General features: G+C 38.5%; 5 protein-coding genes and 2 pseudogenes. 1 reads left to right on the forward strand and 6 read right to left on the reverse strand.

What is annotated here, in order from left to right; all coding sequences use genetic code 11:
- Positions 1–387: 387 nt before the first annotated feature.
- The 6 genes and pseudogenes from ACFINZ_RS05345 to ACFINZ_RS05370 form a co-directional block, all read right to left on the reverse strand.
- On the reverse strand, positions 388–2,775 hold the full coding sequence (locus ACFINZ_RS05345) for an autotransporter outer membrane beta-barrel domain-containing protein (protein ID WP_375701211.1): 2,388 nt from the start codon (positions 2,773–2,775) through the stop codon (positions 388–390).
- Positions 2,776–2,832: 57 nt separating this feature from the next.
- Complete coding sequence (locus ACFINZ_RS05350) at positions 2,833–3,075, reverse strand: hypothetical protein (protein ID WP_375680821.1); 243 nt, start codon at positions 3,073–3,075, stop codon at positions 2,833–2,835.
- Positions 3,063–3,563 (reverse strand): hypothetical protein, encoded by a 501-nt coding sequence (locus ACFINZ_RS05355; RefSeq protein WP_375680822.1) that lies wholly within the window; start codon positions 3,561–3,563, stop codon positions 3,063–3,065. Before ACFINZ_RS05355 ends, ACFINZ_RS05350 begins: the two co-directional genes overlap by 13 nt.
- A gap of 824 nt (positions 3,564–4,387) precedes the next feature.
- On the reverse strand, positions 4,388–8,152 hold the full coding sequence (locus tag ACFINZ_RS05360) for an autotransporter outer membrane beta-barrel domain-containing protein (RefSeq protein ID WP_375701212.1): 3,765 nt from the start codon (positions 8,150–8,152) through the stop codon (positions 4,388–4,390).
- A 634-nt stretch (positions 8,153–8,786) separates the two neighbouring features.
- Positions 8,787–13,910, reverse strand: a complete 5,124-nt coding sequence (locus tag ACFINZ_RS05365) for an autotransporter outer membrane beta-barrel domain-containing protein (protein WP_375701213.1) — start codon at positions 13,908–13,910, stop codon at positions 8,787–8,789.
- Positions 13,911–14,706: 796 nt separating this feature from the next.
- Positions 14,707–14,857, reverse strand: a pseudogene (locus tag ACFINZ_RS05370) (transcriptional regulator); the annotation flags it as partial.
- On the opposite strand from ACFINZ_RS05370, the pseudogene ACFINZ_RS05375 reads away from it, so the two are divergent.
- Positions 14,854–15,351: pseudogene (locus ACFINZ_RS05375) on the forward strand (phage tail protein); the annotation flags it as partial. The pseudogenes ACFINZ_RS05370 and ACFINZ_RS05375 overlap by 4 nt on opposite strands.
- Positions 15,352–15,498: the final 147 nt, after the last annotated feature.

Below are 15,498 nucleotides of genomic sequence, written 5' to 3' on the forward strand. Positions count from 1 at the left end.
GGGATAAGCATTGTCAAAATGGTTTGCCTAAAAACGGTACATGGACATATAAATGAATCCTTACAGGGTGCTGTTAAGCTAATGGATTGAAGAAACAGGAGGATAAACATAGAAAAGGTATGAAGAGAGAGTTTCTTTTATCATTATCTTTTCCAATGTAGTCTTCTTTATATTGTCTAAAAATACACTTTGCTTAGCTTTATAGACAAATTCGATAATGAATATGCCGCGTGACTCGTGTAAATAGGAGGGAAGGAGATCATTGAGGAGAAAAGAAAAAAGTTTCAGGGGATAAGAATAGTAGCTTACATAGATTAAAAAAGGCAGTATGTATACTGCCTTTTTTATTAAATTGAATAGAATGAATAGGCTATTTACAGCCTTTCCTTAAAACTGATAGCGTATCCCTCCTGAAAAGTTTGTTCCGGATATACCAGTTTTTTGCAGCTTTTTTCGATAGTTTATATCACCATGGAGGGCTAAACTGCGAGACAATTTTGCATTGATGCCAAGCCCACCTTCAATAGAAGATCCTGTAGGATCAAGGGGAAAGGTGTCGCCAATCTGTACTTTACCATCATCACCAAAAGTTTTGAGAAAGTTCACTTTTCCATACAGAGAAATGACACGGTTCTTTTCTGTGGAGGTAGTAGTTTTTGTCAAACGTCCACCAATGCGTACTAACCATTGATAAGGTTCACCGATATCAACTTTAAGATTATCAGCATCAGAAAAGGCATTAAAGATTAGACGCTGGTAAACAAGTTGTGCCTGGGGTTCAAACGTGAGGGCTTTAATACCCGTTGTGAATTTTTGACCTATTGTTGTTGAGGCAATTAACATTTTTATATCATCGACTTTAGTGGTACTGTTAGCGATGGCTGTAGAGATATTTCCTTTCCAGATCCCATAAGAGAAGAGTGTATCCATATAGAAACCGCTATTATGCTCTATACCGCTGTAGGCTGTGACTGCCCATTTGTTAAGCGTACTCTTGTCTGCATCTTCTATATTTTGGGGGGTGAGGGATAATTGAGCATAGGTTCCGGTAAGACCCCAATATAGGATTGTATTTTGGCTCTTTTGTGCAGAAGCTGTAAAACCTGCTTGTGTAGCAGCATAGCGAATGTTTGTGTTATAGCCATATTGTTGTGACGATAGGGTTGCGATACTTCCATAGGAAGAGAGAAAGAATCCATTTTTTTTGACGTTATCTTCGATCCCTATAGCTGTTGTTCTCAGATCAGCTAACAGAGTACTTTGTTGAGCCATATCGATAAAACCAGCGTAGAAGAGAGCATTAGGTACGGCCAAATAGCTCGCTACTTGTGGTAAAATAAATTTCTGCAAACGGAAATCCCAGAAATTATCATTTTCTCCCAACAGGTTTAGTGTTTCATTTGCAGCACTATAGCTGGATGTTGGTCCATAAGCGGTAAGCCTATATTTATAAGGTGAACCAGTTGCTTGGATATAACCATTGGCTAATTTGAAGGAATTTTCATCTGCTTTCCCGGAAACTTGAATGAGCGAAACTCCACTGGTATTAGAAGAAGGGTGAAAAGCTTCTGTTATATTATTGCTATCTTTGAAATCACTCATAACATAAACTGTTGTTGTACCTAAGACATCCCCTTGGATCAGAAGTCGATCATTTTTTTGATCGATTATATCAGAGCTCTCAACAGATCCAACATTAAAAGAAATCTTTGCGTCACCAGAAGCATTGTAGACTGCTTGCGTGTCTGGTTTCCCAGAACCTATATGCAATGTATGATAATGGTTTTCTGTCGGCTGTTGAAAAACAATGGAACTATTGTCGAGATTAAGTATAGAAACATCAGAATGAGATCTTTGGGCAATATCAAGTAACTTGCCCGCATCATCTTTTTCTTTTGTGCTAGTGTTTACGAACCATGTTGTATCGTTTTTGAGATCGAAAGTTGTCCTGCTGTTTTCGTCATTTCTTACTCCCCCCTGTAAGAGAGAGTTTTCTGCGGTGAGTGTAAAGATTTGATCAGGTTTTGGCGTATCATGAGTTATACCCACGAATAACCTGTCGGCACTGATTTTTGAATCTTTGAGGTTGAGTTTACCATTTGATGAATTGTTGGCAACAATACCCGTTCCATCTTCGACAAAAAGGTTTGTATTGGTCAGGTTGATTCTTGAAGTCTGATCGTTTTTGGAGTCATCAATGCTTATCCCATTGCACTGTGCTTTCGCAGAAATATCTGTGACATCAATATATCCGCCATCTTTTAAGACAAATGCAGCTTCTTTTGCTTTTACAGTTCCTCCAGTCATTGTGATTTTAGATTGTTCACCATCTGCATGAAGCCCATTATTTTCAGATGTTACTATAACATTATCATTTAAAGTAATTGTGCTGCCTTGCTTGGCTTGTACCTCACCGCCAAAGGAACCGCCGTCCGTTACCGTTATTTGGGAATTATCATTAGCCAAGAGAGCCTTTTGTGCGTTCTTAACGGTGATATTTTTTAAAGTAACCGTGCTTTCCTTATCAGCACTTACACCTGTGGTTATCGGTTTATCATTGCTGCTGCTTGTTATCACGACATTTTCTAACTTGTTGTTGTCACTCTTGCTGTTTTCAAAAGAAGCCCCTGTCTCGGAAACAGTGATAGATCCTCCTGTCATTTGGATGATACCATTGTCTTTTGCCTCAAGTCCGATGATAGCCTCTTTAATGGTTGTATTGCCATGCAATTCAATTGTACTGTTGGGGCCCGTTAGCCCATGCACCTTTTCCATTGCCATCTGCCATTAGAGTGGTATCTATGCCATCAATATATCCACTATTTGCTGCAACTAATGCATTTTTTTCCCAGTTACAGTTCCCCCAATCATCGTGATTTTGGATTGTGCACCATTTGCATTGAGGCCATATTCATCAGAGGACACTGTAACATTGTTCTTTAAAGTAATTGTAGAGCCTGTACCAGCGTATATTCCATGCTCTTTTGCATTAAAGTATCCTCCTGATACCGTTGTTTGAGAATTATCCAACGCTTCTATACCCACTTTTGCTTGAGTAACTGTTACGTTTTCCAAGATGACTTTCCTTTCCTTTCCTTATAAAGAGCTATTCCTTTTTCCATTAAGTCATCTTTACTGCTCGTTATTGTCACATTTTTCAGCTTGTTTTTATCACTTTTGCTATCTTCGAGAAATAAGCCTACTGTAGGAGCAATAATACCTACTGCATTCATTTTTATTATACCACCGTCTGTTGCCATCACACCGATTTCTTTAGCCTTAATCGTTGATTCTGATAAGTCAAGAAAGCTATTAGGTTCGATAATGCGTACAGTGCTCAACCAGTCGTCCTCCATGTTTTTGCTGTCGTGAATTATTGCTAAATTTTTTCCAATTATTCCACTACCTTTTATCACTATTATACCGCCAACAGTGAAGTTGGATGCTTCCTCAGTTATTCCATGAAAATTCATTAAGATTTTTTCGGCTTTTACATTAGTATGAGCACTAAACAGCGCGATTGTCGCAACAGCTGTACAGGATAGTAAAAATTTTTTAGACATGAAGATTTTCCTTAACTTATAAGCCTCCGCATATTCTCTCCCCGCTTATAAAAAGGATAAAGAACACACAATTTTCATCGGGAGGTTATATTATTTTAACTTTTATATAAAGTATTTATATTATATTTTATTTATTTTTACATTTATATATTAAATTTATTATTTACTTGTATTCTATAATAATTTTTTATTAAATGGTTTTTTATTTTGTAAATAACTATGTAATTTATAATTTATAAAACAAATTATTAAATATAAACTATTATAATTTCAATCACATAATAAATTTAATATTTGTTTTCTGTATATCTAAAATATATTTATGTATATACTTAAATAATACTTATTATGATTGATAAAGCTTTAGCTCTTCTTTATGATTTCCTGAGCATTTTAGATAAATTGAGTACAAAGCATTGTGTTATGTTTGTTATGCCTGATTGGATTTTCTGCGCAAAAAGGTATTTTGCAGCAGATCTTCTGCCGTAAAGAGGTGAAGGGAATTCCTTTAAAGAAAAGCTAGTACATCTACTGCATGAAGAAGAAAGAGGTTTCTTTAAGGAATAAAAAGGACTTTAGCAGAAAAGAAAAGCAGGGTTTATTTACAAGAGGTAATATCAACAAAAGGGCTACATAATATTATAGAAAATTAAAAAAGCTGCACAATACAGAGTTGTGCAGCCTTTCTGTGCAAACGAACGGGAAAGCAACGCTCGCTTTTACACTTTTTTCAGTCTCATACGCTTGTACATGTGCTTTCCTTCTCATGTAGGGCACAGGCTGCTCTGCTTAAAATAAGAGGTTCCGAGAAGAATTTCCTTTCCTTAAAACTGATAGCGTATACCACCTGAAAAGCTTGCACCACTTATACCAGTTTTCTGAAGCTTTTGTTGATAACTTACATCACCATGAAGCGAGAAATTGTGAGACAGTTGCGCATTAATGCCAACGCCGCCTTCAATTGCAGGTCCCATAGGATCAAGGTCAAAATCTCTGCCAATATGAATGGTACCATCATCACCAAAGGTTTTGATCAAGTTTACTTTTCCATAGAAAGACATAGGACGGCTGTTTTCAGTGGAAATGGTTTTTGTCAAACGTCCACCAATGCGTACTAACCATTGAGAAGGATTTTTCATATCAACGGTAAAATTATCAGCATCTTCAATGGTATTAAACATCAAATGTTGATAGGCAACTTGTGCTTGTGGCTCAAAGGTTAAGCCTTCCATTCCGGTTACAAACTCTTTGCCAACAGTGGTGGAGATACTCAACATTTTGGCATCGTTCAACTTTGCGGTATTGCCTCTGATGGCATTGGCGATATGCCCTTTTAGGATACCATAGGACAAGAGTGCATCGATGTAGAAACCACTGTTATGCTGTATACTGCCATAGGCTGTAATGGCCCATTTATCCAGCGTGTTCTTTCCTGCATCTTTCATGTCCTTTGGTGTGAACGACAGCTGCCCATAGGTGCCTACAAGACCGAAATGTGTTGTGGTATTTTGCCCTTCAATTGCTGCCAATGTGACTCCGGCTTGGAGAGCAGCATAGCGGATATCAGCACCATAACCATATTTGAGAGGACCACGCTCAGAAGATAAAGTTCCTGTGCTTCCATAGGTGTAAAGGAAGAAACCAGTTTGTTTCTCCTCTTCTTTTCCTAAGACGGATGTTCTGATATTGGCTAAAAGCGCGTTTTGTTTAGCCATATCGGTTAATCCACTGTAGAAGAGAGCATTTGGCATGACCAAATAGCTTGCTGTTTGTGGTACAAGGGCAACGGTAGGGATATTTGTTTCAGGATCAGGATTTGAACCAGAATTGGAGTCAAGCAGTTCGGGTTGCAAACGGAAATCCCAGAAGTTTTCATTCTTTTCATCAAAGAGGTTTTGTGCAATATCGGCGTTGCCTTGGCTTGAGTCTGGTCCATAGGCACGTAGTGTATACATATCTGGTAAACCACCTCTTGTGGTATAGCCATTTACCAGTTTGAAAGAGTTTTCTTCTGCTTTTCCAGAAACTTGAATAAGTGAAAGACCCCGGACATTGGCAGCAGCAGAGGTATTTGCTTCGATATTGTTCTCTTCTAAGCGCCCCGTGACATAAACTGATGTGTTGCCAGAGACATCCCCATGGATCAAAAGTCTATCGGTTTTTTGGTCATTTATTGCAGCACCATCACTCCAAGCCGTGTTGAAGTAAATCTTCGCATCATCCGTTGCATTGTAGACTTCTTGCGTGTCTGGTTTACCAGAACCTATATGCAATGTTTGGTAGTGATCGTCTGTTGGTTTCTCAAAAACAATGGAGCTGTTATCGAGATTAAGCGTGGAAATATCAGAACGAGATCTTTGAGCGATATCAAGGAGATTGCCATCATCATCTTTTTCGTTTGTGCTGGTTTTCAACGTCCATGTTGTCTTATTTTTTAGATCAAAGTGCACATTTCTGTCTTTAGCAATATTTGCTCTGCCCTCTAAAATAGACTGATCTGCGCTTAATGTGAAGGTGCCGTTGGAGATCGCTTTAACCTCTTTACCATCCCACAAATCTTTATCTTTCCATGATGTTTTGTCCCAAAAAATACCATCTCCTAATAATACGTCAGCATGGACTTCTGATTTTTTAAGATTGACTGTGCCGATTGATGGAGCAGCAGCATCTTCGATGCTTTTTTCAACAACAGTTCTAACGAAAATTCCTGTACCATTTTCAGCATGAAGCTCTGCATTAGTCAGATTGATCTCATTACTATGATATTTTTGCGGATCATGCGAGCTATTCGGATTATTATCAAAGAAAGTTGCGAATTGTAAACTGGCAACTTCTGCTGTGGCAGAAACATCTGTCAGATCAATATGTCCGCCATTTATTACAACCAGTGCAGCCATTTTTGCTTCTATTGTATTTTTCTTCCCCTTCTGAGGAGTATCGGATTGGGTATCTAGGCCTTTAGAATTAGTATCAATAGCACGATTGCTCGTTTTAATTGTGCTACCTTCAATGACAAAAAGACCAACATCAACATTTTGAATGGTTGTTTTGCCATTGAATTCAACTATACTATCGGCATCCCAAATGTTTACACCAACGGTTGGTTCTTCGGACTCACTACCGGTTATTGTTAAATCTCCGGTAATGATTTTACTCCCATCATCTGCATAAAGACCTTCATCGACATTTTGAATGGTTGTTTTGCCGGTTAACTGAATTTCACTACCAGAATCCTCTGTCCGTACACCAGTGCTTATTTTGCCGAGATTTTCATTAATTGCTTTACCACCGACTACTGTTAAATTTTCGCTGGTAATTTTGCCACCATTTATTGCTCTAAGACCCTTCAAAATATTATTAATCGTTGCCGTTCCGTGCAATTCAATTCTGCTATCAGGACCAAGTGCAAGTGCACCGGTTCCCGCGTCATTCGTTGTTAAAGCTATATCCGTGACATCAATCTGTCCACCATTTCGTGCCTCAAGCCCATGTGTGAATTTTTCAATGGTTGTTTTTCCATTTAGTTCGATCTTGCTGTTAGGCAGGTCAACTCCTACGCCAGTGCTTTCTTCTTTTGCTCCAGAACCGATGAGTGTTAAATTTTCGCTGGTGATTTTACCACCATCAAATGCTCCAAGACCGTTCAAAGCATTGTTAATCTTTGTATTACCTTTTAATTCAACTATGCTATCAGAACCAAGTGCAAGTGCACCGGTTCCTTTGCCATCTGTTGTTAGAGTAACATCCGTAATTTCAATACGTCCACCATTTTTTGTAAGTAATACGCTTTCATATCCATTCAAACTTCCTCCTATAACAGTTCCTCCTATGACAGCCCCTCCTTTCATTGTGATCTTGGATTCTATACCATCTGCATGGAGTCCAGTACCATTAGATGATGCGACTGTAACATTGTTGTTTAAAGTAATGATGCTGCCATTTTGAGCAGATATTGCTGTATTTTTTGCACGAAATGATCCTCCAGAGATTGTTATTGTCGAGTGATCATCTGCAAATATGCCTTTTAGTGCTTGAGTTACGGTTACATTGTTCAAGGTTACTGTGCTGTTTTTAGCACTTATTCCTAAGGATAGTGAACTGTTATCGTTTTTACTCGATATTACCACGTCTTCCAGCTTGTTTTTTTTACTCTTACTGTCAGAAAAGGAAGCACCAGTGCTAGATAAAATGCCAGATGAGGAGGCCTCCATTCCAGAATATGTAATTGTTCCCTTAGTCATTTGAAGTGTAGCACCGTCTTTGGTTTCAAGGCCTAAGAAAATACCAGAACCAGTGCCTTTAATGGTTGTGCCATCCAGTAACTCAATCGCACTGTCAGCACCTTCTGCTGTTACAGCATAGACGGTTTTGTTTGTGCCTTGGTTTATATCTTTATTCGTAACAATGGTTAAATGTTTTCCAATGATTTTGCCACCGTCTTTTGCGTGAATAGTTTCGTAGGTTTTATCGGATACTTCTTGTTGTTTTCCCTCAGAAACTACGAGGGTTTCAGCATGTGCACTGAACTGGATGTTGAACAGGATGATAGCGGCTGTAGCCGTGCATGATAAAAGGGATGTTTTATACACTAGTATTCTCCTTATGAGAGCCCCCAAATATTCATTTCCCCGCGAATTTCATAAGAAGAAGTGAAAATGGATAGTTGTTATTAATTTCAGTAATTGTCTTTATTTGGTAAGACATTTTTGGTTTTTTGTCAAAATTAAAAAATAATTGATATTAATTATCTCTAATACAAAATGTATTTATAATTGATTTTATTTAAAGAATTATAATTTTGAATATTATTATTCAGAGAAATATTGTGAGATACTGATATAGTGGTTTTTACGTGATGGTAGGGATTATTATATGACGCAAATTGGGGTTATGAGGGAAAAAAAGGATGTAGAAGAAGCTAGTAAAAAAGCTAACTTACTTGGGCTTAAAGTGGTTTTTCATCTTTTAATACAGTGGTATTAATTTATTTCTAATAGACTTTTCTTTTTTTCAAAGTAGGAAGTACTCTTCATCCACTGGGGATGGAAGTGCTCTGTTGCGTTTGTTGTGTCTTGTCTTGGAGATTTTCGTAAAGAACTAAGTATAAAGAGGGAAGGGTGCTTTAAAAGGAAAAAGGATGACTTTAATGTACAAAAAGGGCAGCATATTGTGCTGCCTTTTTGTTAAATTGAATAGAATGAATAGGCTATTTACAGCCTTGATTTAAAACTGATAGCGTATACCACCTGAAAAGCTTGCACCACTTATACCAGTTTTCTGAAGCTTTTGTTGATAACTTACATCACCATGAAGCGAGAAATTGTGAGACAGTTGCGCATTAATGCCAACGCCGCCTTCAATTGCAGGTCCCATAGGATCAAGGTCAAAATCTCTGCCAATATGAATGGTACCATCATCACCAAAGGTTTTGATCAAGTTTACTTTTCCATAGAAAGACATAGGACGGCTGTTTTCAGTGGAAATGGTTTTTGTCAAACGTCCACCAATGCGTACTAACCATTGAGAAGGATTTTTCATATCAACGGTAAAATTATCAGCATCTTCAATGGTATTAAACATCAAATGTTGATAGGCAACTTGTGCTTGTGGCTCAAAGGTTAAGCCTTCCATTCCGGTTACAAACTCTTTGCCAACAGTGGTGGAGATACTCAACATTTTGGCATCGTTCAACTTTGCGGTATTGCCTCTGATGGCATTGGCGATATGCCCTTTTAGGATACCATAGGACAAGAGTGCATCGATGTAGAAACCACTGTTATGCTGTATACTGCCATAGGCTGTAATGGCCCATTTATCCAGCGTGTTCTTTCCTGCATCTTTCATGTCCTTTGGTGTGAACGACAGCTGCCCATAGGTGCCTACAAGACCGAAATGTGTTGTGGTATTTTGCCCTTCAATTGCTGCCAATGTGACTCCGGCTTGGAGAGCAGCATAGCGGATATCAGCACCATAACCATATTTGAGAGGACCACGCTCAGAAGATAAAGTTCCTGTGCTTCCATAGGTGTAAAGGAAGAAACCAGTTTGTTTCTCCTCTTCTTTTCCTAAGACGGATGTTCTGATATTGGCTAAAAGCGCGTTTTGTTTAGCCATATCGGTTAATCCACTGTAGAAGAGAGCATTTGGCATGACCAAATAGCTTGCTGTTTGTGGTACAAGGGCAACGGTAGGGATATTTGTTTCAGGATCAGGATTTGAACCAGAATTGGAGTCAAGCAGTTCGGGTTGCAAACGGAAATCCCAGAAGTTTTCATTCTTTTCATCAAAGAGGTTTTGTGCAATATCGGCGTTGCCTTGGCTTGAGTCTGGTCCATAGGCACGTAGTGTATACATATCTGGTAAACCACCTCTTGTGGTATAGCCATTTACCAGTTTGAAAGAGTTTTCTTCTGCTTTTCCAGAAACTTGAATAAGTGAAAGACCCCGGACATTGGCAGCAGCAGAGGTATTTGCTTCGATATTGTTCTCTTCTAAGCGCCCCGTGACATAAACTGATGTGTTGCCAGAGACATCCCCATGGATCAAAAGTCTATCGGTTTTTTGGTCATTTATTGCAGCACCATCACTCCAAGCCGTGTTGAAGTAAATCTTCGCATCATCCGTTGCATTGTAGACTTCTTGCGTGTCTGGTTTACCAGAACCTATATGCAATGTTTGGTAGTGATCGTCTGTTGGTTTCTCAAAAACAATGGAGCTGTTATCGAGATTAAGCGTGGAAATATCAGAACGAGATCTTTGAGCGATATCAAGGAGATTGCCATCATCATCTTTTTCGTTTGTGCTGGTTTTCAACGTCCATGTTGTCTTATTTTTTAGATCAAAGTGCACATTTCTGTCTTTAGCAATATTTGCTCTGCCCTCTAGAATAGACTGATCTGCGCTTAAGGTGAAGGTGCCGTTGGAGATCGCTTTAACCTCTTTACCATCCCACCACTCTTTATCTTTCCATGACATTTTGTCCCAAAAAATGCCATCTCCTAATAATACGTCAGCATGAATTTTTGAATCTTTAAGATTGAGCGTACCGATTGACAATTCTTGAGTATCTTCAATGTTATCGTTAGTGAGAGCCCCAACGAGAACTCCTGTACCATTTTCAACGTGAATATCTGCATTGGTTAAATTAATTTCACTACTTGGATGTTTTTTTGAATCATCTGATTCATCGAGTTTGGTACCAAAGAGATCTAAGAACTGTACGCCGCTAACTCCTGCTGTTAAAGAAACATCTGTGAGATCAATATGTCCACCATATGCTACGACTAGTGCAATTTTTTTTGCTTCTATTTGGTTTTCTATGGCATTCTGTGCTGCTTCAATATCATCATTAATCATCTTAATTGTGCTATTATTTCCTGCGGTAAGAGCAACATCAAAATTTTGAATGGTTGTTTTACCATTTAATTCGATAGCACTATCAGGCTCCGCAACGTTTACACCAACGGTTATTTTTTTACTTTCACCACCGGTTATTGTTAAATCTCCGCTAATGATTTTACTCCCACCATCTGCATAAAAACCTTCATCAACATTTTTAATAGATGTTTTGCCCGTTAACGTAATTTCACTCCCTGCGTCCGTTGTCCATACACCAGAGCGGCTTTTGTCGGTGTCTTGATCAATTGTTTCACCACCGACTACGGTTAAATTTTCACTAGTAATTTTACCACCATTAACTGCTCCAAGACCGTTCAAAGTATTGTTAATTGTTGTATCGCCATGCAATTCAATTGTGCTATCAGGACCAAAGGACTCTACACCGGTTCCTTTGCCATCTGTTGTTAAAGCAACATTCGTGGCATCAATTTGTCCACCTTTTTCTGCAAATAATGCAGTTTGTGTATTCCCTATTGTTGTTACTTTTCCTCCTGCCATTGTGATCTTAGATCCTGAACCATCTGCACGGAGTCCATTACCACTAGATGATGCGACTGTAACATTGTTGTTTAAAGCAATGGTGCTGCCACTCTCTGCGTTAATCCCTATATCGTTTCCAACAAATGATCCTCCTGATATTTTGATTTTAGAATGATCCATTGCATATACGCCGAATTTTGCATTTGTAATGTGTACATTTTTTAAAGTGACATTGCTTGCTTGGGAATTTAATCCTGTAAACACCACTGTTTCATCTTTTTGACTGCTCGATATTGTCACATCTTCCAACTTATTTTCATTGTTTTTACTGTCATAAAAGGTAGCACCAACTGTAGAAGTTGTAATAGTTCCTCCGGTCATTTTAATTATAGCATTTTTTTCTGCATAAAGCCCAAGAAAAGCATGATCAATTTCTGTTCCGTGCAATTCGATCATACTATTAGGTCCGCTGGCATTTGCACCAGCTCCACCACCTGTGGCTACTGAGAGAGAAACATCTGTAACATTAATATGTCCACCGTTTTCAGCAGTTAATGCTGCATAAATTCCTCCTTTAACTTTTCCTTTCGTCATTTTGATGGTGCCATTGTCTTTTGCCCGGAGCCCAGTGTTATCAGATGATGTAATTTTAGAATCATTTATAGTGATTGTGCTGCCGTTTTGCGCAAATATTGTTGCTTGTTTTGAATCAAATGAACCTCCAGAGACTGTTATTGTGGAGTTATTATTAGCAAATATGCCTGTTGTCGCTTTAGTGACGGTTACATTGTTTAAAGACACAGTGCTTTTTTCGGCACTTATTCCTTTATCTATCAAGGCGTCATCTTTGCTGCTCGATATTTTTACATTGTCCAGCGTGTTTTTATTTTCATCATTTCCGCTAGCGTTGAAAAGAGCACCTATTTGAGATGCTTTAATGGAACCACCGGTCATACTTGCTGTAGCTGTATTTTGTATATCAAGGCCGTTTGCAACTTTTTCAATGGTTGTTGTGCCTTTTAATGTAATGACGCTGTCAGCGCCATCGGCTTTTGCGCCAGTTCCGTTGTCATCTGTGGTTGTTAAAGCAACATCTGTGGCATCAATCTGTCCACCTTTTTCTGCAAATAATGCAGCTTGTTTTCCACTTACAGCACCTTTTGTCTTCGTGATTTTGGCTGGACCTTCTGCATGAAGTCCGTAACCATCAGATGATGTAACTGCAGTTTTTTCGTCCAAAGTAATGGCGCTGCCTTCTTTAGCATATACCCCATCAGTTTTTCCGTCGAATGAACCTCCAGAGACTGTTATTGTGGAGTTATTATTAGCAAATATGCCTGTTGTCGCTTTAGTGACGGTTACATTGTTTAAAGACACAGTGCTTTTTTCGGCACTTATTCCTTTATCTATCAAGGCGTCATCTTTGCTGCTCGATATTTTTACATTTTCCAGCGTGTTTTTATTTTCATCATTTCCGCTAGCGTTGAAAAAGGCACCTATTTGAGATGCTGTAATGGAACCATCGGTCATCTTGACTGTAGCTGCATTTTGTATATCAAGGCCGTTTGCAACTTTTTCAATGGTTGTTGTGCCTTTTAATGTAATGACGCTGTTGTTGTCAGCTTTTGCACCAGTACTCTTTTTTTCAGTTTCAGAGCCGGTTATTGTCAAATTTTCGCTAACGATTTTGCTACCAACTGCTGTATAAAGCCCAGTTACCATATTTTCAATGGTTGTTTTGCCTGTTAATTCAATCATAGTATTTGGCAAGTAGGCTGCTATACCGGTGCTATTGGTATTTTTTTCGTTCTGAGAGCCCGTTATTGTTAAATCTTTACTAACGAGTTTGCCACCAGTTGTTGCCCTAAGACCGCTGCCAGCAATGTCTTTAATGGTTGTTTGACCCGTTAATTCAATCACGCTATTAGCACCATCGACGAGTATACCAATGCTGTCTTCTTTAGCTTCAGGAAGGATTATCGTTACATTTTTTGCAGTGACTTTACTGCCCTTATTTACCCGAAATCCGTTTGCAACTTTTTCAATGGTTGTTGTGCCTGTTAATTCAACTGTACTATCAGGATCTGTGGTTGTTACACCTGTTCCTGTATCGTCTCCTTTTATTTTTAAATCTTCGCTGGTGATTTTACCACCTGTTTTTGCTAGGATCCCATCCACAGCTTTTTCAATGGTTGTTGTGCCTTTTAACGTAATTTCGCTACCAAGATCTGTAGATGTTACACCAGTTTTTTCAGATTCAGGAGCGGTTACTTTTATATCCTTGCCAATGATTTTTCCACTATTTGTTGCCTTAATCGCATCATAGTTTTTTTCGGATGCGTCGTCGGAGACATCTTTTACTTCTTCATTACTTGTAGCACTGAGGACTGTCGCATATGCGCTGAAATGAGTGCTAAACAGCATGATAGCTACGGCAGCTGTGCCGGATAAAAGAGATTTTTTAAACATTTAGATATTTTCCTTAACTTATAAGCCCCACGCATTCCTTCCCCGCTTACAAGAAGGATATCAAATGAATGGTTTTCTACTTTGGGGACCAATAGATTGTTTTTATTTTTATGTAAAGTAGAAAAATATTTTTTATAAAAATACATAATGTTTTGAATATTATTCATTATGAAATAAATATAAATTATTTTATAATATTAAAAATTATTTATATTTATTTGATTTTAGATCATAGTGTTATTATTGTGCATTGTTTAGAGATAAACTTTATTGAGTTATAAAAAGAAAAAAGAATGGAAAAAATATTAGAAAAAAGAAACAAGAAGAGAGGAAATGAGCAATAAAGAATAGCAGTATCCATGCTGCTGTGGATATACAAAAAAGAAAGTTTGTCGTTTGACAGGAGTTTTTTTAAGTGGGAATAGGTGGAAATTTATGATTTTTTATGACTAATTTTCACCATTAAATGCGCGTTTTATCAAAATGGATTTTGACATCTAAAAAAGAGTGAAAATGAGAAAAAACTGTGATTCAATGGAAAATAGGAAAAGGCTTTGAAGATTTAAAAAAACTCTGTGAAAGCCTAGAAGACCGCCTTTTAAGCCCCTTTGAAAAAAATCTATAAATTGTGAAGTTCGCTCCAAAATCAGCCCAAAAAGCAAAAAAAGATATAATATGTTAAAAACAAAGTGTTATTAAAAATCTTAATGTAAGGAGAAATGCACCTTCATTTTCCATTGTATAATGATGCTTAGGTTGGATTTGTGTAGTTCTTGAGTGCTTTTCCAACCTCTATTTAACGTTTTAAATGCAATTTTAAAAAGAGGCAAGGTAAGCTCTATTTCTTCTCTATCTTTGATGTTTTGAACAAGCTCTTGTAACTTTTTATCAAGCTCTGCTACGAGTTCCGCTATATCTTCAGGGGGAAGTTTAATTGTTGCATTTTTGTTACCTGATTGATTCCTTTGTCTGGGTGGCAAATAGTGATGGTGGTTGGAGTGTTAAACCAGCAAGTCCCTTTGCTGCCGCCATGTTTATCAAACGCGACAAGCAAAGGGGCGGTGTTTTTTGGTTTCCCTCCAACCAAGATGTCAAAGGCATTTTAGGAACAGCGCGCCCCATTAGCTATTTTGATGGGGAAATCGATCATGAAGCAAATCGCCTTAACCAAGCCGATATTGCTACCTTTATTCCAGCACGGCTTAGCCAAAATGCCCATGGAAAAATTGTCGCCAATGGACGTATTTTATGGGGCAACCACACCACCTCCAGTGACCCATTGTGGCGCTTTGTCAATGTGGTGCGCACCCGTGCAGCCGATGGCAGGGCTTGGTGGGAGCGCGCTGCGTCTTTTTCACCCGATGACTTTACTCATGGCAGCATTTCGAGGGGTTGCGGTTTCAGGTGCAGCATTGGTGAGTATCTTTGGTTGGATCGGGACAGTGATCGAAGTGGTTGGGGTGGGTATTTCCTCTGTTGTGGGGGTATTTTTACCCCAATAGGGGCTGTGGTTGCTGCTGTTGAGGCTGTCATCCTTGCTGCGGGTTTTGCTTTGTGGAAATATTGGGACCGTTTTTCTTCTTTTATG

It is taken from the genome of Bartonella sp. AA81SXKL (assembly GCF_042196945.1).
GTDB lineage: Bacteria > Pseudomonadota > Alphaproteobacteria > Rhizobiales > Rhizobiaceae > Bartonella.

What these genes read in the sequence shown, in the direction of transcription:
- ACFINZ_RS05345 (WP_375701211.1), bottom strand. Translation starts at nt 2,775, where the DNA reads ATGGAAAAGGTGCATGGGCTAACGGGCCCCAACAGTACAATTGAATTG.
- ACFINZ_RS05355 (WP_375680822.1), bottom strand. Translation starts at nt 3,563, where the DNA reads ATGTCTAAAAAATTTTTACTATCCTGTACAGCTGTTGCGACAATCGCG.
- ACFINZ_RS05365 (WP_375701213.1), bottom strand. Translation starts at nt 13,910, where the DNA reads ATGTTTAAAAAATCTCTTTTATCCGGCACAGCTGCCGTAGCTATCATG.